20 protein-coding genes are annotated in these 25,492 nt (G+C 64.7%); 16 read left to right on the top strand and 4 right to left on the bottom strand.

Annotated features, from left to right (window positions below; all coding sequences use genetic code 11):
• The first annotated feature begins 1,399 nt into the window (after positions 1–1,399).
• Positions 1,400–3,631, top strand: a complete 2,232-nt coding sequence (locus ACVJ19_RS08760) for a CHASE2 domain-containing protein (RefSeq protein ID WP_453949325.1) — start codon at positions 1,400–1,402, stop codon at positions 3,629–3,631.
• A 501-nt stretch (positions 3,632–4,132) separates the two neighbouring features.
• Here the strand turns inward: ACVJ19_RS08760 and ACVJ19_RS08755 are convergent.
• Entirely contained in the window at positions 4,133–5,728 is a 1,596-nt protein-coding gene (locus ACVJ19_RS08755; protein WP_453949326.1) for an ABC transporter substrate-binding protein, read from the bottom strand.
• 199 nt (positions 5,729–5,927) lie between these two features.
• On the opposite strand from ACVJ19_RS08755, the gene ACVJ19_RS08750 reads away from it, so the two are divergent.
• The 10 genes from ACVJ19_RS08750 (at position 5,928) to ACVJ19_RS08705 (ending at position 17,711) form a co-directional block, all read left to right on the top strand.
• Positions 5,928–7,586, top strand: a complete 1,659-nt coding sequence (locus ACVJ19_RS08750) for an ABC transporter substrate-binding protein (RefSeq protein WP_453949327.1) — start codon at positions 5,928–5,930, stop codon at positions 7,584–7,586.
• A gap of 232 nt (positions 7,587–7,818) precedes the next feature.
• The gene (locus ACVJ19_RS08745) at positions 7,819–8,772 is read left to right on the top strand and encodes an ABC transporter permease (RefSeq protein WP_453944355.1); all 954 of its coding nucleotides are present in this window, start codon (positions 7,819–7,821) and stop codon (positions 8,770–8,772) included.
• A gap of 417 nt (positions 8,773–9,189) precedes the next feature.
• On the top strand, positions 9,190–10,092 hold the full coding sequence (locus tag ACVJ19_RS08740) for an ABC transporter permease (protein WP_211405358.1): 903 nt from the start codon (positions 9,190–9,192) through the stop codon (positions 10,090–10,092).
• Between the two features lie 3 nt (positions 10,093–10,095).
• Complete coding sequence (locus tag ACVJ19_RS08735) at positions 10,096–11,157, top strand: ABC transporter ATP-binding protein (RefSeq protein ID WP_453949328.1); 1,062 nt, start codon at positions 10,096–10,098, stop codon at positions 11,155–11,157.
• A complete protein-coding gene (locus ACVJ19_RS08730; protein ID WP_453949329.1) occupies positions 11,154–11,351 on the top strand; it encodes a hypothetical protein in 198 nt (65 codons plus the stop codon). Before ACVJ19_RS08735 ends, ACVJ19_RS08730 begins: the two co-directional genes overlap by 4 nt.
• A complete protein-coding gene (locus tag ACVJ19_RS08725) occupies positions 11,348–12,763 on the top strand; it encodes an amidase (protein ID WP_453949330.1) in 1,416 nt (471 codons plus the stop codon). The genes ACVJ19_RS08730 and ACVJ19_RS08725 overlap by 4 nt, the downstream gene beginning before the upstream one ends.
• Positions 12,760–13,734 carry an ABC transporter ATP-binding protein gene (locus ACVJ19_RS08720; RefSeq protein ID WP_453949331.1) on the top strand — a complete coding sequence of 325 codons (975 nt, stop codon included), beginning with the start codon at positions 12,760–12,762 and terminating at the stop codon, positions 13,732–13,734. The genes ACVJ19_RS08725 and ACVJ19_RS08720 overlap by 4 nt, the downstream gene beginning before the upstream one ends.
• A gap of 362 nt (positions 13,735–14,096) precedes the next feature.
• Positions 14,097–14,366, top strand: coding sequence for a GlsB/YeaQ/YmgE family stress response membrane protein (locus ACVJ19_RS08715; RefSeq protein WP_063696276.1), 270 nt, complete (start codon positions 14,097–14,099; stop codon positions 14,364–14,366).
• 251 nt (positions 14,367–14,617) lie between these two features.
• Positions 14,618–16,366, top strand: a complete 1,749-nt coding sequence (locus tag ACVJ19_RS08710) for a type I secretion system permease/ATPase (protein WP_453949332.1) — start codon at positions 14,618–14,620, stop codon at positions 16,364–16,366.
• Between the two features lie 10 nt (positions 16,367–16,376).
• On the top strand, positions 16,377–17,711 hold the full coding sequence (locus ACVJ19_RS08705) for an HlyD family type I secretion periplasmic adaptor subunit (RefSeq protein ID WP_453949333.1): 1,335 nt from the start codon (positions 16,377–16,379) through the stop codon (positions 17,709–17,711).
• A 269-nt stretch (positions 17,712–17,980) separates the two neighbouring features.
• Here ACVJ19_RS08705 and ACVJ19_RS08700 read toward each other — a convergent pair whose 3' ends face one another.
• Positions 17,981–18,583, bottom strand: a complete 603-nt coding sequence (locus tag ACVJ19_RS08700; RefSeq protein WP_456739374.1) for a transposase — start codon at positions 18,581–18,583, stop codon at positions 17,981–17,983.
• A 10-nt stretch (positions 18,584–18,593) separates the two neighbouring features.
• Complete coding sequence (locus ACVJ19_RS08695; protein ID WP_456739373.1) at positions 18,594–19,235, bottom strand: IS110 family transposase; 642 nt, start codon at positions 19,233–19,235, stop codon at positions 18,594–18,596.
• Between the two features lie 518 nt (positions 19,236–19,753).
• Here ACVJ19_RS08695 and ACVJ19_RS08690 point away from each other — a divergent pair.
• The 4 genes from ACVJ19_RS08690 to ACVJ19_RS08675 all read left to right on the top strand — a co-directional run bounded on the left by ACVJ19_RS08690 (position 19,754) and on the right by ACVJ19_RS08675 (position 23,606).
• Entirely contained in the window at positions 19,754–20,722 is a 969-nt protein-coding gene (locus tag ACVJ19_RS08690; protein WP_453948106.1) for an IS110 family RNA-guided transposase, read from the top strand.
• Between the two features lie 264 nt (positions 20,723–20,986).
• Positions 20,987–22,456: an AMP nucleosidase gene (locus ACVJ19_RS08685; protein ID WP_453949334.1), complete on the top strand. Its 1,470-nt coding sequence runs from the start codon at positions 20,987–20,989 to the stop codon at positions 22,454–22,456.
• Between the two features lie 121 nt (positions 22,457–22,577).
• Positions 22,578–23,195 carry a tetratricopeptide repeat protein gene (locus tag ACVJ19_RS08680; RefSeq protein WP_453949335.1) on the top strand — a complete coding sequence of 206 codons (618 nt, stop codon included), beginning with the start codon at positions 22,578–22,580 and terminating at the stop codon, positions 23,193–23,195.
• A 135-nt stretch (positions 23,196–23,330) separates the two neighbouring features.
• A complete protein-coding gene (locus ACVJ19_RS08675) occupies positions 23,331–23,606 on the top strand; it encodes a DUF1488 family protein (RefSeq protein WP_453949336.1) in 276 nt (91 codons plus the stop codon).
• A 170-nt stretch (positions 23,607–23,776) separates the two neighbouring features.
• Here the strand turns inward: ACVJ19_RS08675 and ACVJ19_RS08670 are convergent, their stop codons facing one another.
• Positions 23,777–24,259, bottom strand: a complete 483-nt coding sequence (locus ACVJ19_RS08670; RefSeq protein WP_453949337.1) for a CinA family protein — start codon at positions 24,257–24,259, stop codon at positions 23,777–23,779.
• Between the two features lie 165 nt (positions 24,260–24,424).
• On the opposite strand from ACVJ19_RS08670, the gene ACVJ19_RS08665 reads away from it, so the two are divergent.
• A complete protein-coding gene (locus ACVJ19_RS08665; RefSeq protein WP_453949338.1) occupies positions 24,425–25,483 on the top strand; it encodes an amidohydrolase family protein in 1,059 nt (352 codons plus the stop codon).
• The last annotated feature ends 9 nt before the right edge of the window (positions 25,484–25,492 follow it).

The following is a 25,492-nucleotide window of genomic DNA, read 5'->3' as shown; positions in this document are numbered from 1 at the left end:
GCGGCCAGCTACGACGTGAAGCTGTTCGCCGCAGCCGAACCCTACACCGTCGACAGCGCGACCGACGTCACGATCCACGACCTCACCGTCGCCTCCAGTGTGACGCTGCTGACCGAGCCCGGCACCGTGTTCACCGTCAACGGCGACGTCGTCCTCGACGGCCTGATCGAGGCCGGCCCGTTCTCCGAAAATGACATTTCGTACATCGACATCAAGGGCAACGTCACCGGCACCGGCGCGATCGAGATCTCCAACAAGGCCGTCGTGGAGATCGAGGGCTCGGTTTCGGGAACGCTGGTCAACGGAGAGTTCTCGGGAATCGTCGTCTATTACGACAACGGGCTCGGCACCCTGATCCTGGACGATTCCAGGGATTTCCACGGGCTGATCTCGGGGTCGCCGGCCGGATCCCCGCTCTCGTCCAACAATCTGATCGACCTGAAGGACCTCGCCTGGACGGCCACGATGTCCGCGCAGGCCGACTACAACGCGGATACGAACATCACCACGGTCGGCTTCTACAACGGCACGACCACCGTGACCCTGTTGTTCCTCGGCAGGGACGTGAACTGGCACCTTCAGAGCGACGGTCAAGGCGGCACCACCGTCTATGATCCGCTCGCCGACGCGCCCATGACGATCGAGAGCGGCACCGTGCTGAACCTCAGCGAGGCTTCGTCACAGGACGTGACCTTCGCCAACAACAGCGGCACCACCGGCACGTTCGCGATCGAGCACGCCGCCGATTTCACCGGCACGATCAACGGCTTTGCCGGCGACGGCACCGTCGCCAATTCGGATCTGCTCGACCTCAAGGACATCGACTTCGCGCACCTGACCGGGGTGAGCTACACCGAAAACGCCGACCATCTCGGCGGCGTGCTGTCGCTGAGCGACGGCACCGACACCGCGAACATCAAGTTCGCCGGCAGCTACAGCATCGACAGCTTCCAGTTCGTGAGCGACGGCAACGGCGGCACGCTGGTCGTCGATCCGCCCACGGGGCCGACCCTCGTCGGGACCAGCGGGCAGGACCAGTTCACCTTCGCGAATTCGTCGCTTCCGGTCCAGAGCACGATCGTCGATTTCGAGCTGGGCCAGGACAAGATCGACTTGCGCGAGTTCGAGAGCATCAAGTCCTTCAGCGACATCGTGATCACGCAGCAGGCGGGTGGCGCGCTGGTCACGCTCGACGATCACCAGTCGATCCTGCTGAAGAACCTCGTCGCGAGCAGCCTGCACGCCAGCGATTTCATCGTTGCGAACCACGCCTGACGGGCATTCGCTCGGATCGGCCGCGGCGTGGCATCCGCGGCGGATTCCAGTATCATAGGCCTAGCCGATTGCGTATTGTCGGCCCTGTTACGGCCGAAGGCGGGCTCCGGGAAACTCGACCAGCATGAGACGTCTCAGGATCTTGCGGCGGTGGTTTGCGCAAAAGTTGGGCTTTGCGCGGCTGATGTGCCTTGCGCTGCTGGTCGCGTTCGCCGGCGCCCGCCTCTGGGACCCGCCGCCGATCCAGGAATTGCGGCTGCGCACCTTCGACATGTTTCAGCTGATCGACCCGCGCCACAAGACGGTGCGGCCGGTCGCCATCGTCGACATCGACGACAGGAGCCTCGCCAAGCTCGGCCAGTGGCCATGGCCGCGGACGCGGATCGCCGACCTGATCCAGAACCTCACCAGCAACGGCGCGGTCGCGATCGGCTTCGACGTGGTGTTCTCGGAACCCGACCGGCTCAACCCGGACCTGGTCGCGGGACAGATGCGCTATCTGGACGATGCCACGCGTGCCAAGCTGCGCGAACTGCCAAGCAACGACCAGATCCTCTCCGAAGCGATCAGGCGCTCGCGCGTGGTGCTGGGCGAGACCGGGCAGTCGCAGATCACGTCGGAGATCGACAAGTCGCTTCCCTTCACAGGGGTGGCGACGGTCGGTGAGGAGAATGCCGAGAGGTTTCTGTTCGAGTTCCCCGGCTTGTTGCGCAACGTGCCCGAGATCGAGAAGGTCGCCGCCGGTCGCGGCCTGTTCACGATCAGAACCGAGCGCGACGGCCTGATCCGCCGCGTGCCGATGGTGATGCGTGCCCAGGGCAACATCATGCCCTCGCTCAGCCTGGAGATCCTGCGGGTCATCACCAGCACGCCGACGCTGCTGGTCCGGACCGACAAGTCCGGCGTGCGGGCCATCCGCCTCAAGGGCGTCGAGATCCCGACCGACAGGAACGGCCAGCTCTGGGTGCATTACGCCCGCTATGATCCCTCGATCTACGTCTCGGCCGCCGACGTGCTCGACAACACGGTGTCGCCGAGCAAGATCGCCGGCAAGCTCGTGCTGGTCGGCACCTCCGCGGTCGGCCTGAACGACATCAAGACCACGCCGGTATCCCGGGCCATGCCGGGTGTCGAGATCCACGCTCAGGTGCTGGAGAGCGTGCTGACCGGCGCGATGATCTCGCAGCCGAACTATGCGCTCGGTATCGAGCTGATCGCTGCGCTCGTGATCGGTCTCCTCGTCATCATCTTCACGCCGAATCTCGGCCCCGTCCGCCTCGTGCTGGCGGGTGCGATGTTCGCCGCGATCCTGGTCGGCACGTCCTGGTTCTTCTACGCGCAGTACCGCCAACTCATCGACTTCACTTACCCGCTGCTCTCGACCACCGCGATCTACCTGACGCTGATCTTCGGCAGCTTCGTGCGCGAGCAGCGCCAGCGCGTGCAGATCCGCGGCATGTTCGCGCAATACATGTCGCCGGTGCTGGTCGAGCAGCTGGCGCAGTCGCCGGAAAAGCTGGTGCTCGGCGGCGAGGAGCGCGAGATGACGATCATGTTCTCCGACGTGCGCGGCTTCACCACGATCTCGGAAAGCTACAAGCAGGATCCGCAGGGCCTGATCGCGCTGATGAACCGCTTCCTGACGCCGCTGACCGACGTCATCATCGAGCAAAAGGGCTACATCGACAAATACATGGGCGACGCCATCATGGCGTTCTGGAACGCGCCGCTCGACGATGCCGAGCACCAGGTCAACGCCTGCGAGGCCGCGATCCAGATGCTCGAGAAGATCGACGAGGTCAACAAGGAGCGCGAGCAGGAGGCCGCCGACGGCGGCCATGTCTACATCCCGCTCAATGTCGGCATCGGCCTCAACACCGGTATCGGCGTGGTCGGCAACATGGGCTCCGACCTCAAGAAGAACTATTCGGTGCTCGGCGACAGCGTGAACTTGGCCTCGCGCCTGGAAGGGCAGACCAAGGAATACGGCTTCCCGATCATCGTCGGCTCCAGGACGGCGCTCGCCGCCAAGGACAAGTTCGCGATCCTCGAGCTCGACTTCATCATGGTCAAGGGCAAGACCGAGCCGGAAGTGATCTACGCCATCGCCGGCCGCGAGGACGTGATGCATTCGGCCGCCTTCCAGCGCCTGCGCAACATCACCATCGAGATGCTCGGCTGCTACCGCAATCGCGACTGGCAGGGCGCCATGAATGCGATCGAGCGTGGCCGCCGAAGCGAAGACGCCGACACGCTGGAAAAGCTGTTCAAGCTCTACGAGGCGCGCATCAAGGATTTCCAGCTCAATCCGCCGCCGGAGGACTGGACCGGCGCGTATGCGCTGCTGACGAAGTAGCGGTCACACACTCGCTGTCGTCCCGGACAAGCGCGCCCTCAAGCGCGCGCCGATCCGGGACCCATAACCCCAGGGAGGAGTTGCGGCGCCGAACTGCTAACCACCAATCTTCGTCAAATTGAATTCGGTGGTAATGGGTCCTGGCTTTCGCCAGGACGACGGTGAAGGGTTTTGCGAGCGCGTCGCCTCACCAAAAGTGTCGTCCCGGCGAAAGCCGGGACCCATACTCCGCAGCCGAAATTGTTGGGCGAGATCGGCAACCGCGAGTCTTCGCCAAACATCTCCCTGTGGCTATGGGTCCCGGGTCTGCGCTGGCGCTTGCCCGGGACGACGGCAGAGGGTTTGGCGCCAGTGTGTCCGCATCAATAACTCCCGTAGGGTGGGCAAAGGCGCGTAGCGCCGTGCCCACGTCTTCTCTCTGGTGGGCACGCTTCCGCCTTCGCTCTTCGAGCTACGGCGGACAAGTCGCTTTGCCCACCCTACGGCAGCTGCGCTCGACGCTCACTCCACGCCGATCGTCGTCAGATCCTGGAACCAGTGCTGCGCCTGCACGAACTGCTTGATCTTGGGCGACAGCGCGTGCGGGTTGGTGTCGTGGACGACCCAGACCAGCACGGCGTCGTCCACGATCAGCGCATGCGCCTGCGCGAGCAATTCGTCCTGCTTGGCGCTGTCGAAGGTCTGCTTGGCCTCGTCGATCAATGCGTCCACCTTGGGATTCTTGTAGCCGCCCCAGTTGACGCCGACCGGTGCGATCTGGCCGGAGTGGAAGAAGCGGACGATGGCGTAGAGCGGGTCCGAGGTGACATAGGCGATGTTGTTGGCGGTGATGCCGGCGTTCATCTCGTCGGCGGCGCCCTTGCGCCAATGCGTATAGAGCGTCTCGAGCTCGACCACCTTGAAGTCGATGTCGATGCCGATCTCTTTAAAGCTCTGCTGCAGGAATTCGTTCATCGGCAGCGACAGCATCTGGCCGGTGCCGCCCTGCGCGATGATGAAAGTAGTCTTCAGCGGCTTTGCTTTCGAATAGCCGGCTTCCTCGACCAGCTTCTTGGCGGTGGCGAGATCATATTTCAGCTCGAAGCTGGGCTTGCCGAACCACGGGCTGGAAGGATCGACCTGGCCCTTGGCGGGTTTGGCGAGGCCGTTCATCAGGCCGACCACCGCATCGCGATCGATCGCGAGGTTCAGCGCCTTGCGCAGGCGGATGTCGGTCCAGGGCGAACCCGGCAGCACGCTGAGATGATAATTCCACACATGCGGCGTGACGTTGTCGACGAGCTTCATGCCGGCCGCCTTCAGCTGCGGCACGGCATCCGGCGCCGGCGTCTCGATCAGATCCACTTGTCCCGCAAGCAGCGCATTGGTGCGCGTCAGCGCTTCCGGCATCGGCACCAGCACGATCTTGTCGACCTTGGGAATGCGCTTCTTGTTCCAGTAGTCCGGATTCTTGCTGAGCTCGGCAAGCTCGCGCGGCACCAGCTTTGTCAGCTTGAACGGGCCGGTGCCGGAGGGCTGGCTTGCGAACTTGTCCCAGTCCTTGCCGAGCTTTTCGTACTGTGCCGGGCTCGAGACCAGGAACCACAGCATCTGATAGGGGAAGAAGGAATCGACCGTCTTGGTGGCGATCTCTACCGTGAAGTCGTCGATCTTGGCGTAGCTGGCGACGGAGGGAAGGCGGGTCTTCACCTGCGCGCTCTGCCGCTTGTCGAATTGCGGCGCCTTGTCGTTGAGCACCTTGTCGAGATTCCAGATCACGGCGTCGGCGTTGAACTCGCTGCCGTCGTGAAACTTCACGCCCTTGCGCAGCGTGAACCGCCACTTCGTCTTGTCGGCATCGTCGACCTTCCATTCGGTGGCGAGGCCCGGCACCAGCTTGCCGGGGCGATCGGCGACGTCCATCTCCCAGGCGACCAGCGGATCGTAGATCGTGTAGGCCGTGAACTGATAGGCGCCGGCGCCGCGATCGGGCTGGCCCGTCGTCAGCGGAATGTCCGCCATCGAGATGCCGTAGCGCACCACCGTTTCGGCGCGCGCCGAGATCGCGGAAACCGTCAGCGCAAGCACGGCGAGACAGGTCGATAGACGAATACGCATGGTCCAAAGCTCCAGGGAGGATCTGGAGCCAAACTTGCAATCTTGATGCCAGAATAGGCAGCGCGCCGGTTTCGCCCGTGCGTCATCACAAGGACTTGTCGTCGCATAGGCAATTTGCAGAACAAGTTTCTCCTTGGCATAGCCATTGCATACGATTGCATCAAAATTAATCATCGAAAGCCGAAGAAGGATCGAGGCGATGCTTATCAAGAACAAAAAGACACGGGCAGCGCTGATCGCGCTCTTGGCGCTTGGCAGCGCGGCCGCATGGCCCCGCGTGGGAGCTGCGGAAACGGTGCTGCGTATCGGGATGACTGCTGCCGATATTCCGCGCACGCTGGGTCAACCCGATCAGGGTTTTGAAGGCAATCGCTTCACCGGCCTTACCATGTATGACGCGCTGACCGGCTGGGACCTGTCCTCTGCCGACAAGCCCAGCGTGGTGATCCCCGGCCTTGCCACCGAGTGGAAGGTCGACGATGCCGACAAGACCAAATGGACCTTCAAGCTGCGCCCCGGCGTGACCTTCCATGACGGCTCGCCGTTCAACGCCGACGCCGTGGTGTGGAATGTCGAGAAGGTGCTGAAGCAGGACGCGCCGCAATTCGACGCCAGCCAGGTCGGCGTCACGGCCTCGCGCATGCCGACGCTGGCCTCCGCCAAAAAGATCGACGACATGACCGTCGAGCTCACCACCAAGGAGCCCGACAGCTTCCTGCCGATCAACCTCACCAATTTGTTCATGGCGAGCCCGGCGAAGTGGCAGGCCTTCTACGACAAGGCCGAAGGCGCCGATGCCAAGGCGAAGTCGCAGGCTGCCTGGACCGCGTTTGCCAAGGACGCCTCGGGCACCGGCCCGTGGAAGATGGCGAGCTTCACCCCGCGCGAGCGGCTCGAGCTGGTGAAGAACGCGAGCTATTGGAACAAGGATCGCGTGCCCAAGGTCGACAAGATGGTGCTGTTGCCGATGCCGGAAGCGAACGCGCGCACCGCGGCGCTGCTCTCGGGGCAGGTCGATTGGGTCGAGGCGCCGGCGCCGGACGCGCTGCCCGAGCTCAAGCAGCGCGGCTTCAAGCTCTACGCCAACGAGCAGCCGCATGTCTGGCCGTGGCAGTTCTCGCGCGTCGAGGGCTCGCCCTGGAACGACATCCGCGTGCGCAAGGCGGCAAACCTCTGCGTCGATCGCGAAGGTCTCAAGGACGGCCTGCTCGCCGGCCTGATGGTGCCGGCCTCCGGCACTTTCGAGCCCGGCCATCCCTGGCGCGGCAAGCCGAGCTTCGAGATCAAGTATGACAAGGCGGCCGCGCAAAAGCTGATGCACGAGGCCGGCTTCGGGCCAGCCAAGAAGCTTGCGGTCAAGATCCAGACTTCGGCGTCCGGCTCCGGTCAGATGCAGCCGCTGCCGATGAACGAATATCTGCAGCAGGCGCTCGCCGAATGCTATTTCGACGTGAAGCTCGACGTCATCGAGTGGAACACGCTGTTCACCAACTGGCGCCGCGGCGCCAAGGACCCCTCGGCCAACGGCTCGAACGCGACCAACGTCACCTACGCGGCGATGGACCCGTTCTTCGCGCTGGTGCGCTTCCTGCAATCGAGCATGGCGCCGCCGGTCTCGAACAATTGGGGCTTCATCAACGATTCCAAGTTCGACGAGCTGGTGAAGAAGGCCCGCCAGACCTTCGATCCGGTCGCGCGTGACGCCGCGCTTGCCGAGCTGCACGCGGCCTCCGTCGATGATGCCGCCTTCCTCTACGTCGCCCACGACGTCGGCCCCCGCGCCATGAGCCCGAAGGTGACCGGCGTCGTGCAGCCGAAGAGCTGGTTCATCGACTTCTCGCTGGTGTCGGTGAATTAGTGAGGTGAGCACGCTCTATCAATACGTCATGCCCGGGCTTGACCCGGGCATCCACGTCTATCCATTTGCTCGGTCATTCCGGGGCGCCCGAAGGGCGAACCCGGAATCTCGAGATTCCGGGTTCGATGCTACGCATCGCCCCGGAATGACGGAGCAAGAAGACCGTGGATGGCCGGGACAAGCCCGGCCATGACGACCCGCGATGTCTACGCACTCAACTGAGTAAAACAACGTGCTCGCCTATACCGCCAGACGCATCGTCTACGTCGTCCCGATCGTCATCAGCGTGGCGCTGGTGTGCTTCCTGCTCGTGCACATCACGCCGGGCGATCCACTCGTCGCCGTGCTGCCGGCCGATGCCTCGCAGGAGCTCGCGGCGCAGCTGCGCGCCGCCTATGGCTTCGACCGCCCGCTGCCGGTGCAGTTCGGGCTTTGGTTGCTGCGTGCCCTTCATGGCGATCTCGGCAATTCCATCGCGACGGGTCGTCCCGTGCTCGCCGAGGTCATGCGCGCGGTCGGCAACACCGTCACGCTCGCGATCGCGGCTGCCATCATCGGCTTCACCATGGGCATACTGCTCGGCCTGATCGCCGGCTATTTCCGCGAGACCTGGATCGACAAGGTCGCGACCTCCTTTGCCATCGCCGGCGTTTCCGTGCCGCATTACTGGCTCGGCATGCTGCTCGTCATCATCTTCTCGGTGCAGCTGAACTGGCTGCCCGCGGTCGGCGCCGGCCCCGGCGGCTCCAATTCCTGGGCGTGGGACTGGGCGCACCTGAAATATCTGGTGCTGCCGGCGATCACGACTTCGGTGATTCCCATGGGCATCGTCACCCGCACGGTGCGCGCGCTCACCGGCGATATCCTCAGCCAGGACTTCGTCGAAGCCTTGCGCGCAAAAGGCCTGCGCGAAACCGGCGTGTTCCGCCACGTCATCAAGAACGCCGCGCCCACCGCGCTCGCGGTGATGGGGCTTCAGCTCGGCTACATGCTCGGCGGCTCGATCCTGATCGAGACCGTGTTCTCCTGGCCGGGCTCGGGCTTCCTGCTCAACTCGGCGATCTTCCAGCGCGACCTGCCGCTGCTGCAGGGCACGATCCTGATCCTGGCGCTGTTCTTCGTCTTCCTCAATCTGTTGGTCGACATCGCGCAAGCCGCGATCGACCCGCGCATCAAGCGGGGCTAGCGGGATGAGCCCAGCAGTCGCCACGCAAACGGTGCGCTCCCTCCCCCGCCTGCGGGGGAGGGGTGGGGAGAGGGTGTCTCCCCAATCGAGAACCCCCAAGAGGAGAAAGCCCTCACCCGCGCCCTCGGCGCGACCTCTCCCGCAAGCGGGAGAGGTGCACCGCGCCCTTGGCGCGCACCGATTGCCCCAATGCTCGCACGAGACTGGCGGGATGAGCCCAAGTACAACCGCAACGACGATGCGCTCCCTCTCCCGCCTGCGGGGGAGGGGTGGGGAGAGGGTGTCTCCCCAATCGAGAACCCCCAAGAGGAGAAAGCCCTCACCCGCGCCTTCGGCGCGACCTCTCCCGCACGCGGGAGAGGTTAGGCGAGCCCGGAGCTTGGGCCGTCTGAAACAATGCCGACCGGGAGCCGGCCGATGAGCGAGCTTCCGTTGTCCGCCACCGCCGATGCCGCGCTGCAGGCCGCGCCTGCCACCAAGGCGCGCGGCTATTGGGCGACCGTCGGCCGGCGCATCATGCGGGACAAGGTCAGCATGGCCTGCGCGCTGGTGCTGCTGCTGATCTTCCTCTCCGCGATCCTTGCGCCGTGGCTCGGTCTCGAAGACCCCTACAAGGGCTCGATGATCCGCCGCCTCCGCCACATCGGCACGGTCGGCTACCCGCTCGGCACCGACGAGCTCGGCCGCGATATGCTGGCGCGGCTGATCTATGGCGGGCGGCTGTCGCTGGTCATCGGCATCCTGCCGGTCATCCTCGCCTTCTGCATCGGCACCTCGCTCGGCATCGTCGCCGGCTATGTCGGCGGCAAGCTCAACACCGCGATCATGCGCACGGTGGACGTGTTCTACGCCTTCCCGTCGGTGCTGCTGGCCATCGCGATCTCCGGCGCGCTCGGCGCCGGCATCCTCAACTCCATCGTGGCGCTCACCATCGTGTTTGTGCCGCAGATCACCCGCGTCGCCGAGAGCGTCACCACCGGCGTGCGCAACATGGACTTCGTCGAGGCCGCGCGCGCCTCCGGCGCCGGCGCCTTCACCATCATGCGCGTGCATATCCTCGGCAACGTGCTCGGCGCGATCTTCGTCTATGCCACCAGCCTGATCTCGGTCTCGATGATCCTGGCGGCCGGTCTCTCTTTCCTCGGCCTCGGCACAAAACCGCCGGAGCCGGAATGGGGCCTGATGCTGAACACGCTGCGCACCGCGATCTATGTCAATCCCTGGGTCGCAGCATTGCCGGGCGCGATGATCTTCGCGGTCTCGATCTGTTTCAACCTCCTCTCGGACGGCCTGCGCAGCGCCATGGACATCAGGAACTAGGCCATGAGCGAAACCAACACTTATGTCGCCATGCTGGAGCAGGTCGAGGACGTCGGCGGCGTCGCGCAGCCGCTGCTCCAGGTCAACGGCCTGACGAAACATTTCCCGGTGCGCGGCGGGCTGTTCGCCGCCAAGCGCACCGTGCGTGCCGTCGACAACGTCTCCTTCTCCGTCGCCAAGGGCGAGACGGTCGGCATCGTCGGCGAATCCGGCTGCGGCAAGTCGACCACCGCGCGCCTCTTGATGCATCTGATGCCGCGCGATGACGGCGACATCATCTATGACGGCATGACCGTCGGCCGATCCTTGTCGCTGCGCGAGCTGCGGCGCGGCATGCAGATGGTGTTCCAGGATTCCTACGCCTCGCTCAATCCGCGTCTGACCATCGAGGAATCGATCGCCTTCGGCCCCAAGGTGCACGGCATGGCCGATGGCACGGCGCGCACCCTGGCGCGCGAGCTGCTCGGCAAGGTGGGCCTGCGCCCGGAAAACTTCGCCAACCGCTATCCGCACGAGATCTCCGGCGGACAGCGCCAGCGCGTCAACATCGCGCGCGCGCTGGCGCTGTCGCCGCGGCTGGTGATCCTGGATGAGGCCGTCTCCGCGCTCGACAAATCCGTCGAGGCGCAGGTGCTCAATTTGCTGGCCGATCTCAAGCGCGAGTTCGGCCTGACCTATCTCTTCATCAGCCACGACCTCAACGTGGTCCGCTACATATCGGACCGCGTGCTGGTGATGTATCTCGGCGAGGTCGTCGAGCTCGGCCCGGTCGACCAGGTCTGGGATAGCCCGGCGCATCCCTACACGCGTGCGCTGCTCGCCGCGATGCCGTCCTCCGATCCTGATCGCCGCACCGAGAAGCCGCCGATCACGGGCGATCCGCCCAATCCGATCGACCCGCCCCCGGGCTGCCGCTTCCATACCCGCTGCGCGTTTGCGGAGCCGCTCTGCGCAAATGCTGCGCCAAAGCTCACGGCCGTCGATACAATGGACCATGAGGCCGCGTGCTACATGGCGATCCCGGGTTCAGGCCATAGCCGCGCGCCCGCAGGGGAAACAGCATGACAAGACCGACACCAAAAGAGATCAAGCCCATCGCGCAAGTCTCGGGCATTCCCGTGGACGATGAGATCGCAACGCGCATCTCGAATTCCATCGGGCCCGCCTTCGAGGGCTTTGCCGCGATCGCCGGCACGTTGCCCTTCGACCTCGAGCCGGCGTCTTACGTGGTTGCGCAGACGCAGAAGGTGTCGAAATGAGCCTTGAACCTGCCTTGATGACGCTCACCGAGGTTGCGCGGGCGATCGCGATGAAGCAGCTGTCCTCGCACGAGGTCACGCGCGCGCTGCTGCACCGCATCGCGCAATGGCAGCCGCATCTCAACGCCTTCATGTCGATCGAGGCGGAGGCGGCGCTGAAGGCGGCCGAGGCCGCCGATGCCGAGCTCGCCAAGGGTAACGTCCGCGGTCCGCTGCATGGCGTGCCGCTCGCGCACAAGGACATGTATTACGACGCCGGCCACGTCGCGACCTGCGGCTCGCTGATCCGCCGCGATTTCGTCGCGACCACGACGTCCACGGCGCTGCGGCGGCTGAAGGACGCCGGTCAGGTCCGCCTCGGCACGCTGCACCTTGCCGAGTTCGCCTATGGTCCGACCGGGCACAACGCCCATTACGGCCCGGTGCGCAATCCCTGGAACGTCGCGCACATCACCGGTGGCTCGTCGTCGGGCTCGGGCTCGGCGGTCGCCGCGCGCCTGACCTATGCGGCGCTCGGCTCGGACACCGGCGGCTCGATCCGCATGCCCGCGCATTTCTGCGGCGTCACCGGCCTGAAAACCACCTGGAGCCGCGTCAGCCGCGCCGGTGCGATGCCGCTGTCGCAATCGCTCGACACCGTCGGCCCGCTTGCCCGTACCGCCGAGGACTGTGCCTTGTTGCTGGCTTTGATGGCCGGTCCCGATCCCGAGGATCCGACCTGCAGCCATGAGCCGCTGTCGGACTATGTTGCCGCGACCAAAGGCTCGCTGAAAGGCCTCAAGATCGGTGTGCCTGCGTCGTTCTATGTCGACGATCTCGACAGCGAGGTCGCGCGCGTGCTGGACGAGACCATCGCGGTGCTCAAGCGCGAAGGCGCCGACATCGTCAAGGTCGAGCTGCCCGACCAGCGGCAGTTGTCCGCGGCAAGCCAGCTGGTGCTCGCCGCGGAAGCCGCCGCCTTCCACAAGCGCTGGATGATCGAGCGTCCGCAGGATTACGGCGCGCAGGTCTTGATGCGGCTCCAGAACGGTCTCACCGTTCCCGCCATCACTTATCTCGAGGCGATGCGCTGGCGTGGGCCTGCGCTCGCCGCGCACAACGCCGCGACATCAGGCGTCGATGCGGTGATCGCACCGGCGTCCCCGGTGCCGGCGCCAACGATCGAGGAGAGCGATGTCGGTGGCGGACCGAACGCGCCGGCGCTGTTGCAGCGGCTGACGCTGTTCACCCGCCCGGTGAATTTCTTGGGCCTGCCGTCGCTGACCGTTCCTTCGGGCTTCACCGGCAGCGGACTGCCTGTTGGCATGCAGCTGATCGGCCGCTCCTTCGATGAAGCGACCCTGCTCACCATCGGCGCCGCCTTCCAGCGCGTCACCGACTATCACGACCGGATACCCAAACTGCCGTCATGACAAAACTCGTCGAGATCTCAGGCCTCAACATCCGCTTCACCGGCGAGCGCACGGTCTATGCCGTGAACGATCTCAATCTCTCGCTCGGCAATAGTGAGGTGCTTGGCCTGCTCGGCGAATCCGGTTCGGGCAAGAGCGTGACCCTGCGTGCCCTGATGCGGCTATTGCCGAAGAAGCGCACGCAGATTTCGGGCACGGTCAATGTGATGGGACAGGACGTGCTCGCCATGAATGACGAGCAGCTCTCGTCGTTCCGCGGCCAGACCGTCTCGATGATCTTCCAGGAGCCCGCGCTCGCGCTCGATCCGGTCTACACCATCGGCGCGCAGATCGCCGAAAGCGTGGTGCGCCATGAAGGCAAGTCTTATGCGGAGGGCAGGGCGCGGGCGCTGGAGATGCTCGAGGTCGTGCGCATTCCCTCGGCCAAGCGACGGCTCGATGCCTATCCGCACGAGATGTCCGGCGGCATGCGCCAGCGCGCGATGATAGCGCTCGCGCTCGCCTGCCGTCCCAAGATCCTGCTGGCGGACGAGCCGACCACCGCGCTCGATGCCACCGTGCAGATCCAGATCCTCTTGCTGCTGCGCGAGCTGCAGCGCGAGTTCGGCATGTCCGTCATCTTCGTCACCCACGACATTGGTGTGGCGATCGAGATCTGCGACCGCGTCGCGGTGATGTATGCCGGCCAGATCGTGGAGCAGGGGACCTTGCGCGACATCGTCCGCAGCCCGGTGCACCCCTACGCCAAGGGCCTGCTCGCTTCCACCATCCACGGCGCCCGGCGGGGGCAGCGGCTGGAGACCATCCCCGGCACGCCGCCTTCGCTGGCCGAAAAACCCCACAACTGCTCCTTCGCCCCCCGCTGCGCCGTGGCGCAGCAGCGCTGCCGAGAGCAACTGCCCGCGAATGTTGAGGTCGGCCCGGGCCGGGCGGCGCGGTGTGTGCTGGCCGAGCCGGTGGTGGCGACTTAAGGGCGGTGCGCTCCCTCGCCCCGTTCTTACGGGGAGAGGGTTGGGGTGAGGGGCCTCTCTCCGCGTATGACCATGTCGAGAGACCTGTACCCCCTCACCCGGCTCGCATCTTGCGATGCGAGCCGACCTCTCCCCGCAAGCGGGGAGAGGTGAAGCGCAGTTTGCTCCTTCCTTTCAAATTCCCCTATGACAACATCGACTTGTCATGGTTCGCCGCCGCATTCCGGCCGAGCGCGTTCTACTGTGCATGGGGTTGTTTTCGACATTTTGTCGGACGGCGCGGCGGGCCGGGAGAAGGTATTCAGACCCCATTCATCCCGGTTCCCGTTCCATGCCGGCGTTCACGGAGAGGGACCTCACTTATGTACATTTCCAATGAAGGCCTGCTCGTCATCCTGTTCGTCGGCCTGGTCGCCGGCTGGCTTGCAGGCAAGGTGGTGCGCGGAACCGGGTTCGGCATCATCGGCGACATCGTGGTCGGCGTCGCCGGCGCGCTGGTCGCGAGCTTCCTGTTTCCGAAGCTCGGCATTCGGCTCGGGACCGGCCTCGTTTCGGAGATCGTCTACTCCGCCATCGGTGCGGTCATCCTGCTGCTGGTGGTGCGCCTGGTGCGCGGCGGCGGTCGCCTCTAGCGTCCCGATTCGGACTTTCAGCCTCGTCCTTTCCCCGGAAGGGGCTGAATGCCTGCAAGAAAAAGCCGCAAGCCTGTGAAATTCCGGACTTGCGCGGAAGGCCGGTCGGGGTAGATGTGGCTCATCGGGGTCCTGGATTAATTCGACTGCGTTGGACGAGCGGAAAACGCGATGTTAATCCGGGTCAAGTACTCCTGAAATTGCCTTTGAAATCAGGGGCTTTGTCCCCTCACCCGAAAGAGAACAGACTGATGGCAGCCGGACCTGGCGTTCGCCGTTCAGAGCTCGGTGACGCTCTGCGCGCCTGTCGCACGGCGTTCATCGGCGTCGGCCTGATGAGCTGCATGATCAACCTGCTCTATCTGACCGGGTCGATCTTCATGCTGGAGGTCTACGACCGGGTGCTGCCGAGCCGCAGCGTTCCAACCCTGGTCGGCCTCATTATCCTCGCCGGCTTCCTCTATATGGCGCAGGGCGTGCTCGACATGATCCGCAACCGGATCCTGGGGCGGATCGGAACCTCGCTCGATGAAGCCCTCAACAAGCGCGTGTTCGACACCGTCGTGCGCCTGCCGCTGCTGGTCGGGAGCCGCAACGAGGGCCTGCAGCCGCTGCGCGACCTCGACAATGTCCGCTCCTTCCTCGGCGGCATGGGCCCGAGCGCGTTCTTCGACCTGCCCTGGCTGCCGCTCTACCTCGCCATCTGCTTCGCCTTTCATGTCATGATCGGGGTGACCGCACTGGTCGGCGCCATCATCCTGGTGGGCTTGACGCTGGTCACCGAATTCATGTCCCGCCAGCCGGCGAAAGAAGCGATGGGCCTTGCCGCGCAGCGCAACGATCTCGCCCAGTCCAGCCGCCGCAACGCCGAGGTGATGGTGGCGATGGGCATGAGCGGGCGGATGAACCAGCGCTGGAGCGAGGCCAACGAAAAATATCTCGATGGCAATCAGCGCGCGAGCGACGTCGCCGGCGGCCTCGGCGCGGTCGCGAAGGTGCTGCGCATGATGCTGCAATCGGCGGTGCTCGCCGTCGGCGCCTATCTCGTCATCCACCAGGAGGCGACCGCGGGCATCATCATCGCCGGCTCGATCCTCTCCGCCCGCGCGCTCGCGCCGGTCGATCTCGCCATCGCGCACTGGAAGTCCTTCGTCGCGGCCCGTCAGAGCTGGCAGCGCCTCACGCGCCTTCTGGAGCAGATGCCGGCGCAGACGATGCCGACCCAGCTGCAGGCGCCGACCAGCCGCCTCTCGGTCGAGGGCATCGCCATGGTGCCACCGGGCGACCAGCGCCTCATCGTGCAGGACGTCAGCTTCGCGCTCGCCGCCGGTAACGGTCTCGGCGTGATCGGGCCGAGCGGCTCCGGAAAATCCTCGCTGATCCGCGCGCTGGTCGGCGTCTGGCAGCCGGTGCGCGGCAAGGTGCGGCTCGACGGCGCGGCGCTCGACCAATGGTCAAGCGACGTGCTCGGCCGCCACATCGGCTATCTGCCGCAGGACGTCGAACTGTTCGGCGGCACCATCGCGCAGAACATCAGCCGGTTCGATCCCGAGGCCACCTCCGACGGCATCATCGCCGCCGCCAAGGAGGCCGGCGTGCACGAGATGATCATCAAGATGCGCGAGGGCTACAACACCCAGGTGGGCGAGCAGGGTACTGCGCTGTCCGCAGGCCAGGCGCAGCGCGTGGCGCTGGCGCGCGCGCTGTACGGCAGCCCGTTCCTGATCGTGCTCGACGAGCCCAATTCCAATCTCGATACCGAAGGCGACGAGGCGCTGACCCGCGCCATCCGCGCCGCCCGCGAGCGCGGCGCCATCGTCATCGTGGTGGCGCATCGCCCCATCGGCGTCGAGGCGGTCGATCAGATTCTGGTGCTGCGCGATGGCCGCATGCAGGCCTTCGGCCCGAAGGAGCAGGTGCTCGCCCAGGTGCTCCAGCCGCGGGTGACGCCGCCGGCACCGATCAAGGTCGTCAGTGAAGGCGGAGTGGCCAAATCATGAGCACAAAGTCATGAGCACGATGGCGATCGGCGGTGCCAAGCCCGCCGCCAAGAAGACCGTACGTGATTCCATCAAGTTTCACTTGATGCTCGGCCTCGGCATCGTGCTGGTCCTCGTCGTCGGCCTCGGCGGCTGGGCATCGACGGTGCTGATCTCGGGCGCGTTGATCGCGCCGGGCCAGGTCGTGGTCGAATCCAACGTCAAGAAGGTGCAGCACCCGACCGGCGGCGTGGTCGGCGAGCTGCGCGCCCGCGACGGCGATCTGGTCAAGGCCGGTGACATCGTGGTGCGGCTCGACGACACCGTGACCAGGGCGAACCTCGCCATCGTCACCAAGAATCTCGATGCCGCGCAGGCGCGCACCGCGCGGCTCCAGGCCGAGCAGCGCGGTCTCGACAAGATCGAGTTTCCGCAATCCCTGCTCGATCGCAGCAACGATCCCGACGTCAAGGCGCTGCTCTCCGCCGAGTCCAAGCTGTTCGACGTCCGCGTCAACGGCCGCGCCGGCCAGAAGGCGCAGCTCCGCGAGCGCGTCCTGCAGCTCAACGAGGAAATCGAGGGCCTGTCCGCGCAGGAGACGGCCAAGGACAAGGAGATCGCGCTGGTCCAGAACGAGCTCACCGGCGTCCGCGATCTCTACGACAAGCGTCTGGTGCAGATCTCGCGACTGACCCAGCTCGAGCGTGACAGTGCCCGCCTCAACGGCGAGCGCGCGCAATACATCGCCTCGCGCGCACAGGCCAAGGGCAAGATCACCGAGACCGAGCTCCAGATCATCCAGGTCGACAAGGACATGGTCAGCGAGGTCTCCAAGGATCTGCGCGAGACCAACGACAAGATCGGCGAGCTGATCGAGCGCAAGGTCGCCGCCGAGGACCAGCTCCGCCGCGTCGACATCCGCGCGCCGCAGGACGGCATGGTGCTGCAATCGACCGTGCACACCGTCGGCGGCGTCGTCACCGCCGGCGACACATTGATGCTGATCGTGCCGCAGGCCGACGACCTCCAGGTCGAGGCCAAGGTCAATCCGGTCGACATCGACAAGCTCCAGATCGGCCAGAAGACGCTGCTGCGCCTGTCCGCCTTCAACCAGCGCACCACGCCCGAGCTCAACGGTGTCGTCAGCCGCGTCTCGCCCGACGTCACCACCGAGCAGCGCACCGGCCAGAGCTACTACACCATCCGCGTCTCGATGCCGCCGGAGGAGATCGCCCGTCTCGGCGACGTCAAGATCATCCCCGGCATGCCCGTGGAAGCCTTCGTCCAGACCGGCGACCGCACCATGCTGTCCTATCTGATGAAGCCGCTGCACGACCAGCTGATGCGGGCCTTCAGGGAGAAGTGACGCGCGGAAAGCGCGTCATCCCGGAGCGCGCTTGGCGCGCATCCGGGATCTCGAGCGACACACTCGATCCCGTAGGACCTCCTACCCGTGGTCAAGAGGTAGACGTCCTTGATGGGCGAGCATAGCGCCGTGCTCGCCGCCGTCCAGGACGCTTCGCGCCGGCGTTGCCGGTGCCGACGGCCTCCTGGACAGCGTCTGCGCGCGGCGCTGTGGCGATCGGCAGGTCGGGACGAAGGAATGGTCACACCGGCCGAACAAAGGAATGAGGCTCAGGCTTTAGTGGAGGTCCTTGCGCTATAGTCCGCCTCGTATGGGGTGTGTCGCTTGAGCGTCGTGCACAAGGCAAAGAGCAAGCGATCCCCTACAGTGCGCAGAGCACGCGCGTGGCCATGTCCTCGCTGTCGCAAGGCATCATAGCGTCGCCTGCTGGCCTCATCGTGTTGGATGGCGACCCGCGACCAGTGATGGACGGCGCTCTGTAGCCGCCTGTTGCAGGCGAGGCGACGGATCACGAAGCGTTGCTTGCCGCTTTGCCGCGTCACCGGCGCGGCCCCTGCCAAGGCGCGCAGAGCATGATAATCTCGCCTGCGCAGAGGCTCTGCGGCCTCGGCGAGCAGTGTGGCGAGATGGATCCTGCCGATTCCTGGCCAGGAGCGAAGGATCGTCACGTCGCACTGCTCCGAGCTCTGCCCCGAGGCCTTCTCCTCGCCTTCGATTGCGACGCACAGACGGTCCAGGTTCTGATGCGCCTCCTTGATCTGCTGATTGACCAGGTGCAGTCGTGCCGCCAAGCTGCGGATGTGTGCGCAGGCGGCCTCGGTGGTGCCGGGTGCCACGAACAGCAGCGGGGCCTCGCGTAAAGTTTCAAGCACCCCCGCCGCATCAAGGCGGCGGGATGCGATGGGCTTTCAGAACGCGTGCAATTGCCTTCTCGCTGGCCTTGGCCGCACGGGCCGGCGTCGGCACCATCTGCCAAAGCGCCAGGAACCATTCGTCAGCGACATCGTCGGTCAGCTTGGTGGCCTGCGGATAATATCGCCACAACTGCTTGCGCAGCCGGTTGGCAAGACGTGTGCGCTCCTGCTGCAGTTCGTCGGCCAAGCGCGACCACTCGCGCAGCTCGATCATCGTGGGATCGTCGACCACAAGCCGACGGAACGCCGCGCGATCCGTGCGGAGCGAAGCTCCGAGCACATGGGCATCGCGGCGGTCATCCTTGGCACCAGCCACCGTGAAGCGATCACGGAAGCGGTCAAGCTGCTTGGGATTGATCGCGAACACCGCAAACCCGTGTTCGAGCAACACCTCCACCACCGGGCCGTGCGGCATCTCGATCGCCACGGCGATCTGCCCCGGTGCGGCGTTGGTCTTCTGCAGCAGCCAGTCGCGCAACTCCGTCAGGCCCGCACCCTCATGGGCGAACTCGCAGTGAGCAACCTGTCTTCCTTCGGTATCCAGCAGGCAAACGCTATGGCTCTGCGTTGCCCAATCGATCCCGACGAACCAGCGTACATCTTCGAGCATTGTTGGGACCTCCTTGCTCTCAAAAAGCGGGCCACCGCGATCCTGATCGATCCCTGTACTGGCGCTCTCGGCGCGAACCTCCTACTGGATCTCGACCGCGGCCGCTCTGCCGGGGCGCGGCTCCTACGTCGGTGTTCAAGACACAGGTGGGCAAGGCTGCTCCCGGCGGATCGGCCCGTGTTCCAGTCTACACCTTCGACTGGATGCGAACCCCAAAAGGGTACAGGGTGGGTTAGGCGAAGCCGTAACCCACCGCTTCTCTATCCGCGGAAGCAGAAGTGGTGGGTTACGCTGCGCTAACCCACCCTTGTATTAGCCCGATCGCGTATATTGAGCCGTTCCGTGAGGAATGGCCCAGCCCGGGTGGCCGCCCGAGCTGGGTCGCCGTTCGATCGGATCGGTACCCATCGAAGCCTTGAGGGCTGTCTGACGTAGCGAGATCGCGATCGGCACTTCATCGGGACCCGAATGGTTGAACGAACTTTGAGGTTCGCATCACAAGGGAGGGATCGACGAAGATGGCCAAGCATACCACGATCTGTGCCGGGATCGATACCGGCAAACGGAAGCTCGATGCGGCGATTGAGGGCTGCCGCGAGCAGTTGCAAGTGAAGAACACGCCGGAAGGCCACGAGGCTTTGTTGGCGTGGCTGCGACAACATCGCGTCAAACGCATCGGCATCGAGGCGAGCGGCGGTTACGAACAGCCTGTCGTCACCGAACTGCGGCGCAAGCGGTTTGTGGTTGTGGTGTTTCAGCCGGCTCAGGTCCGGGCCTATGCCAAATTCCTCTTGCGACGCGCCAAGAACGACAAGATCGATGCCGCGCTCATTGCAGCTTGCACCGCAGCGGTGCGGAAGATCCATGCCGCCCCCGATCCTCGGTTGTTGCCGTTCGCCGAGCAACTGACCATGATCGATCAGATCGGCGAGGATATCGCGCGCCTCAAGAACCGGATCGAGAGCTGTCGTAATGTAGCGATCAACAAGCTCTGGCACGAGGATATCACTCGCCTCGAGCAACGCGAGAAGGCCGCACTCAAGGCTCTGGTCGCCTCGATCCGCAAGCATCCCGACCTTGCCAAGAGGCTTGCACTGATCCACAGCGTCGACGGCATCGGGCTGCCGACCGCCGTGGCCATCCTGGTGCGTCTGCCTGAGATCGGCCGGATCACGCGGGAGCAAGCTGTCGCTCTCGCCGGGCTTGCGCCCTATGACGACGATAGCGGCGACCAGCTCGGGGTTCGGCATATCGAGGGCGGACGAAAGCGGCTGCGGCGCGCCCTTTATACGGCTTCACTGGCGGCATCGTTTCGATGGAATCCGCAGCTCATCCAGCTCTACCAACGGCTGACCGCAGCCGGAAAGGAACACAAGCGCGCGCTCGTTGCCTGCGCCAGGAAGATGCTCATCTTCGCCAACACGGTGGTGGCTCGCGGCACACCGTGGTGCGGCGAACCGCCGGTGCGATCGTTCTCGGTTTCTTAGTTCGACCGGGACGCGTTTCTTCGTCCCGACCTACAGCCCCTCATGACGTCGCGCGCAGCGTCCGTCAAGGATGGCCGTCGCCCGCCCGAACCTCACATGATCTGCCGCCAGGCCACGCCTTGACGGACGCGAGCACGGCGTCATCATGGCAGGCGCCGACGATCCGAACGGGCACAAAACACAGCCCGCCCTTTAATGGTTGCTACGGCACCGCCTTCTTTGCTATAGTTCGGCTCAAGCCCCCAGCAACCCGGCGGTCGAACAATGCAGTCCCCTCCGTCCATCGCCACCAAATCCTTCTCCGATGCGTCTCTTGCCGTCGCCCGGCTCGAAGAGATCTACGAGCGCAACACAAAATTCCTGCGCGACCGGTTCGAGGCCTATGTTGGCGGCGAAGCCGTCACCACGCGGGTGCGGGCCTATTATCCCTTCGTCCGTCTCACCACCGCGACGCATGCGCGGCTGGATTCGCGGCTGTCCTACGGCTTCGTCGCCGGCCCCGGCGTGCACGAGACCAGCGTCACGCGGCCGGATCTGTTCCGCGCCTATCTGACCGAGCAGATCGGCCTGTTGATCCAGAACCATGGCGTGCCCGTGGAGATCGGCGAGTCGGCCGAGCCGATCCCGATCCACTTCGCCTATCGCCGCGACATCAACATCGAAGCCGCCATCACCACCAGCGAGAACTCGTCCGTCACGCGCTCGCTGCGCGATGCGTTCGACGTGCCTGACCTCGCCACCATGGACGATGCCATCGCCGACGGCACCTTCGAGCTGCAGCCGGGCGCGCCCGAGCCGCTGTCCCTGTTTCGCGCCGCACGCGTCGACTACTCGCTGCGCCGGCTCTACCACTACACCGGCACCGATCCCGAGCATTTCCAGAACTTCGTGATTTTCACCAACTACCAGTTCTATATCGACGCCTTCGCGCAGCTCTGCCAGCAGCGGCTTCAGTCCGGCGAAGCCGGCCTCGAAGCTTTCATCGCGCCCGGCAACGTCATCACGCGTGCCGGTGGCGCGACGACGGGGGCCGCGCCCGTGCGCACGCCGCAGATGCCGGCCTTTCATCTCGTCGAACCCGATTATCGCGGCATCACGCTCATTAATATCGGCACCGGCCCATCCAATGCGCGCAATGTCACCGACCACGTCGCGGTGCTGAGGCCGCACGCCTGGCTGATGCTCGGCCATTGCGCGGGCCTACGCAACACGCAGCGGCTCGGCGACTACGTGCTCGCGCACGGCTATGTGCGCGAGGACCACGTGCTCGATCGCGAGTTGCCGCTCTGGGTTCCGATCCCGGCGCTCGCCGAGATGCAGGTCGCCCTCGAGGAGGCGGTCGAGGACGTCACCGGCCTCGAAGGTTTTGAGCTGAAGCGCCTGATGCGCACGGGAACGGTCGCCAGTGTCGACAACCGCAACTGGGAAATCTCCGGCCCGGAGGTGATCCGCCGCATGTCGCAGTCGCGCGCGGTGGCGCTCGACATGGAATCGGCCGCGATCGCCGCCAACGGCTACCGCTTCCGCGTCCCCTACGGCACGCTGCTGTGCGTCTCCGACAAGCCGCTGCATGGCGAGATCAAGCTCGCTGGCATGGCCAGCGAATTTTACCGCCGCCGCGTCGGCCAGCATCTCGAGATCGGCCTGAAAGCGCTGGAGCGGATCAAGCAGCAGGAATCCGAGCGCCTGCATTCGCGAAAGCTGAGAAGCTTTGCCGAAGTGGCCTTCCAGTAAAGGACAACAGAACTGTCGTAGGAACGCTGACGTCTCCGTGAACGTGGCGTCCCGGAATATCGCTGCCGAGGCAGGGTTATCAATTCGTCCGGGGCCGCTTGAAGCAGGACAGGAGACGAAGATGTTCACTGGGATGATCAGGCTCGTCACGCTAGGTGCATTTGCGGCCGCCTTGTTGAGTTCACCGGCGTTCGCCGCGGGCGGAGGCGGCGGTGGTGGAGGAGGCGGTGGCAGCATCAGCTCCACCGATCCCTATGCCGGCGCCTATTCCGATCAGAAGCCGCAGCCAACCTATCCGAAGCGGCCGGGCACCAAGGCAACCCAGAAGGGCAAGAAGCAAGGCAACCAGTCCAGCATCGGCGATCCCGCTTTCGCCGCCGGCTACCGCGCTGCCTATGATACCATCTACGAGCGCAACGACTATGCGGCCGCGATCGCGCAGTTGCAGTCGCTCGGCCATGACGAGCATCCGAACGTCGCCAACCTCATCGGTTACTCCTACCGCAAGCTCGGCGACTACGAGCAGTCGCAGGTCTGGTACGAGCGCGCCTTGCAGGCAGATCCGAACCACGTGCTGACTTGGCAATATTATGGACTGTGGCAGCTCGAGCGAGGCAACCGCGAGCAAGCGCTCTATCACCTCGATCGGATCGCATCCATCTGCGGGACGGACTGCGAGGAATATCGATCGCTGGCTGCGGCACTGGACAAGCCGACGGGAACGGCGCTCGTCTACTGACGTCGGAGTGTGGTCGGCTGACGGCAGCGCGCTGTTGAAGAGCGTCGTATGACCGCCATGTCCCCTGGCGCGGGTGGTGACAACGCGTCAGATTTTCAGCATTGTCCCGTTCGGGGGCGCGAACGGGACAATTGGATGCCGCTGACGCGCGACAGGATTATCGGCCACGACCTCGAACGTCTGGCCTTTCGCTTCACCATGCTGAACGATGGTGATGTCGTGGATTGTCAGATCTCCGACGCCGCGATGGACGAACTCGCGGGCATGCAGGGCACCGAGAGCAGCGCGCGGCAGGCGCAATTCCTGTCCTTGCGCGAAACCATCGAACGCATCGCGTCGGACCTCTACGACGAGGCGCCGCGGGTGCAGGGCCATGTGGTGCGGATCTTCATGAGACATTTGGGGCGATGACGTCGATCGTCGCTGCGAGCAGAAATTTCTCACCGTCATCCTGAGGTGCTCCCCTTGCGAAGCAAGGGGAGCCTCGAAGGGCGACGGCCCGGCTGCATCTCGGCCGTTCATCCTTCGAGGCTCGTCACGTGGCGCGTTGCGCCGCGTGTCTCGCACCTCAGGATGACGGATTACCCCTCCAGCTTCCTCAACAGCAACTTCAACGCCGTCGCCGCAAACACCTGCATGTTCGCGAACCGGTCATTGCTATCAGTCTCCAGCGTCATCACCTCCGACGCAGGTCCCGCGACCGCCATGCAGCTATGGCCGGCGGCGTCGCCGTAGCGGTTGCCGGTGGGGCCGGCGGCGCCGGTCTCGGACAGGCCCCAGTCGCTGTTGAAGCGGTTGCGCATCTGATCGGCGAGCAGCTTTGCGTAAGGCTCCGATGAGGAGCGAAAGCCCTTCATTCCTTCGTCCGAAATATCCATCAGCACGCGCCTGGCATCGCGGGTGTAGACCACGGCGCCGCCGAGGAAATAGGCGGACGCGCCGGGCACAGCGAGCAGGCTGGCCGAGATCAGTCCGCCGCCGGACGATTCCGCCACCGCAATGGTCTGTTTGCGCGCGATCAGTTTTGCCGCGACCTGTTCCGCAATGCCGATGAGCTCTTTCATCCCTTAAGACCCCTTATTCCTTCGCAACCGAGCTCAGCCTTCCTAGCATATGACAGCAGGCTTGGCCGAGTTGCGGGCGACGGGCAGGCCTGCTTCAATGGTGGGTGCAAGGCAGCCGCGAAGCGCTGCCAAGACAAGACGAGGAAACGTGAGAAGGGAGACGTCATGGCGTCCCTGATTGCCGGCGGCATCGATTGCGATGTGCATCCGGCCGTGCCGCATCTGACCAGCCTGCTGCCGTACCTGAACGATTATTGGCGCGATCAGGTGACGACGCGCGGCATGGTCGATCTCGTCTCGCAATCCTATCCGCAGAACTCGCCGATCACGGCGCGACCCGATTGGCGGCCCGAAAGCGGCAAGCCGGGCGAGAGCCTGGAGGCGATGCAGCGCCATGTGCTCGATCCCTTCCAGCTCAAGCATGTGATCTGCAATCCGCTCTACGGCGTGCAAATGGTGTTCTCCGAGGACATGCAGGCCGCCTTCTGCCGCGCGCTGAACGACTGGCTCGTGAAGGAATGGCTCGATCGCGATTCACGGCTGCGCGGCTCGATCGTGATTCCCACGCAAAGCGTCGAGAAGGCCGTCGCCGAGATCGAGCGCTGCGCGCCAGATCGTCGCTTCGTGCAGGTCTTGATGCTGGTGATGGGCGACACGCCGCTTGGCAAGCGCGCGCTGTGGCCGATCTATGAAGCCGCCGAACGGCTCGACCTTCCGATCGGCATCCACGCCGGTTCCTCCTATCACAATCCGCCGACTGCGGTGGGATGGGGCTCCTATCACATCGAGGACTACGTCGGTCAGGCCCAGGCGTTCCAGACTCAGCTCACCAGCCTGATCGTCGAGGGTGTGTTCGCCAAATATCCGCGGCTGAAAATGGTGATGCTGGAGTCCGGTGTCTCCTGGATCGCGCCGTATCTCTGGCGGCTGCACAAGTTCTGGCGCGGGGTGAGGATGGAGACACCGTGGGTCGATCGCGCGCCGCTGGAACTTGTGCGCAGCAACATCCGTTTCTCGTTACAGCCATTTGATGCGCCGCCGGAACCCGAGACATTAATTCGCCTGTTTGAGCATATGCAGTTGGACGAATTGGTCTTATTCTCCACGGACTATCCGCACTGGCAGTTCGACGCCCAGGACGCGCTGCCCGAAGGTCTGTCCCCCGATCTCGTGCGCAAGATCATGATCGACAATCCGTATGCAACCTATCCCCGCCTGACGTGAGCCCGCTGC

This window comes from Bradyrhizobium sp. USDA 376 (assembly GCF_054063675.1).
Note: the sequence above shows the minus strand (reverse complement) of the source record. Positions and strands in the feature narration are given on the sequence as shown.

What these genes read in the sequence shown, in the direction of transcription:
- ACVJ19_RS08760 (WP_453949325.1), top strand. Translation starts at nt 1,400, where the DNA reads ATGAGACGTCTCAGGATCTTGCGGCGGTGGTTTGCGCAAAAGTTGGGC.
- ACVJ19_RS08755 (WP_453949326.1), bottom strand. Translation starts at nt 5,728, where the DNA reads ATGCGTATTCGTCTATCGACCTGTCTCGCCGTGCTTGCGCTGACGGTT.
- ACVJ19_RS08750 (WP_453949327.1), top strand. Translation starts at nt 5,928, where the DNA reads ATGCTTATCAAGAACAAAAAGACACGGGCAGCGCTGATCGCGCTCTTG.
- ACVJ19_RS08740 (WP_211405358.1), top strand. Translation starts at nt 9,190, where the DNA reads ATGAGCGAGCTTCCGTTGTCCGCCACCGCCGATGCCGCGCTGCAGGCC.
- ACVJ19_RS08735 (WP_453949328.1), top strand. Translation starts at nt 10,096, where the DNA reads ATGAGCGAAACCAACACTTATGTCGCCATGCTGGAGCAGGTCGAGGAC.
- ACVJ19_RS08730 (WP_453949329.1), top strand. Translation starts at nt 11,154, where the DNA reads ATGACAAGACCGACACCAAAAGAGATCAAGCCCATCGCGCAAGTCTCG.
- ACVJ19_RS08725 (WP_453949330.1), top strand. Translation starts at nt 11,348, where the DNA reads ATGAGCCTTGAACCTGCCTTGATGACGCTCACCGAGGTTGCGCGGGCG.
- ACVJ19_RS08720 (WP_453949331.1), top strand. Translation starts at nt 12,760, where the DNA reads ATGACAAAACTCGTCGAGATCTCAGGCCTCAACATCCGCTTCACCGGC.
- ACVJ19_RS08715 (WP_063696276.1), top strand. Translation starts at nt 14,097, where the DNA reads ATGTACATTTCCAATGAAGGCCTGCTCGTCATCCTGTTCGTCGGCCTG.
- ACVJ19_RS08710 (WP_453949332.1), top strand. Translation starts at nt 14,618, where the DNA reads ATGGCAGCCGGACCTGGCGTTCGCCGTTCAGAGCTCGGTGACGCTCTG.
- ACVJ19_RS08705 (WP_453949333.1), top strand. Translation starts at nt 16,377, where the DNA reads ATGAGCACGATGGCGATCGGCGGTGCCAAGCCCGCCGCCAAGAAGACC.
- ACVJ19_RS08695 (WP_456739373.1), bottom strand. Translation starts at nt 19,235, where the DNA reads ATGCTCGAAGATGTACGCTGGTTCGTCGGGATCGATTGGGCAACGCAG.
- ACVJ19_RS08690 (WP_453948106.1), top strand. Translation starts at nt 19,754, where the DNA reads ATGGCCAAGCATACCACGATCTGTGCCGGGATCGATACCGGCAAACGG.
- ACVJ19_RS08685 (WP_453949334.1), top strand. Translation starts at nt 20,987, where the DNA reads ATGCAGTCCCCTCCGTCCATCGCCACCAAATCCTTCTCCGATGCGTCT.
- ACVJ19_RS08680 (WP_453949335.1), top strand. Translation starts at nt 22,578, where the DNA reads ATGTTCACTGGGATGATCAGGCTCGTCACGCTAGGTGCATTTGCGGCC.
- ACVJ19_RS08675 (WP_453949336.1), top strand. Translation starts at nt 23,331, where the DNA reads ATGCCGCTGACGCGCGACAGGATTATCGGCCACGACCTCGAACGTCTG.
- ACVJ19_RS08670 (WP_453949337.1), bottom strand. Translation starts at nt 24,259, where the DNA reads ATGAAAGAGCTCATCGGCATTGCGGAACAGGTCGCGGCAAAACTGATC.
- ACVJ19_RS08665 (WP_453949338.1), top strand. Translation starts at nt 24,425, where the DNA reads ATGGCGTCCCTGATTGCCGGCGGCATCGATTGCGATGTGCATCCGGCC.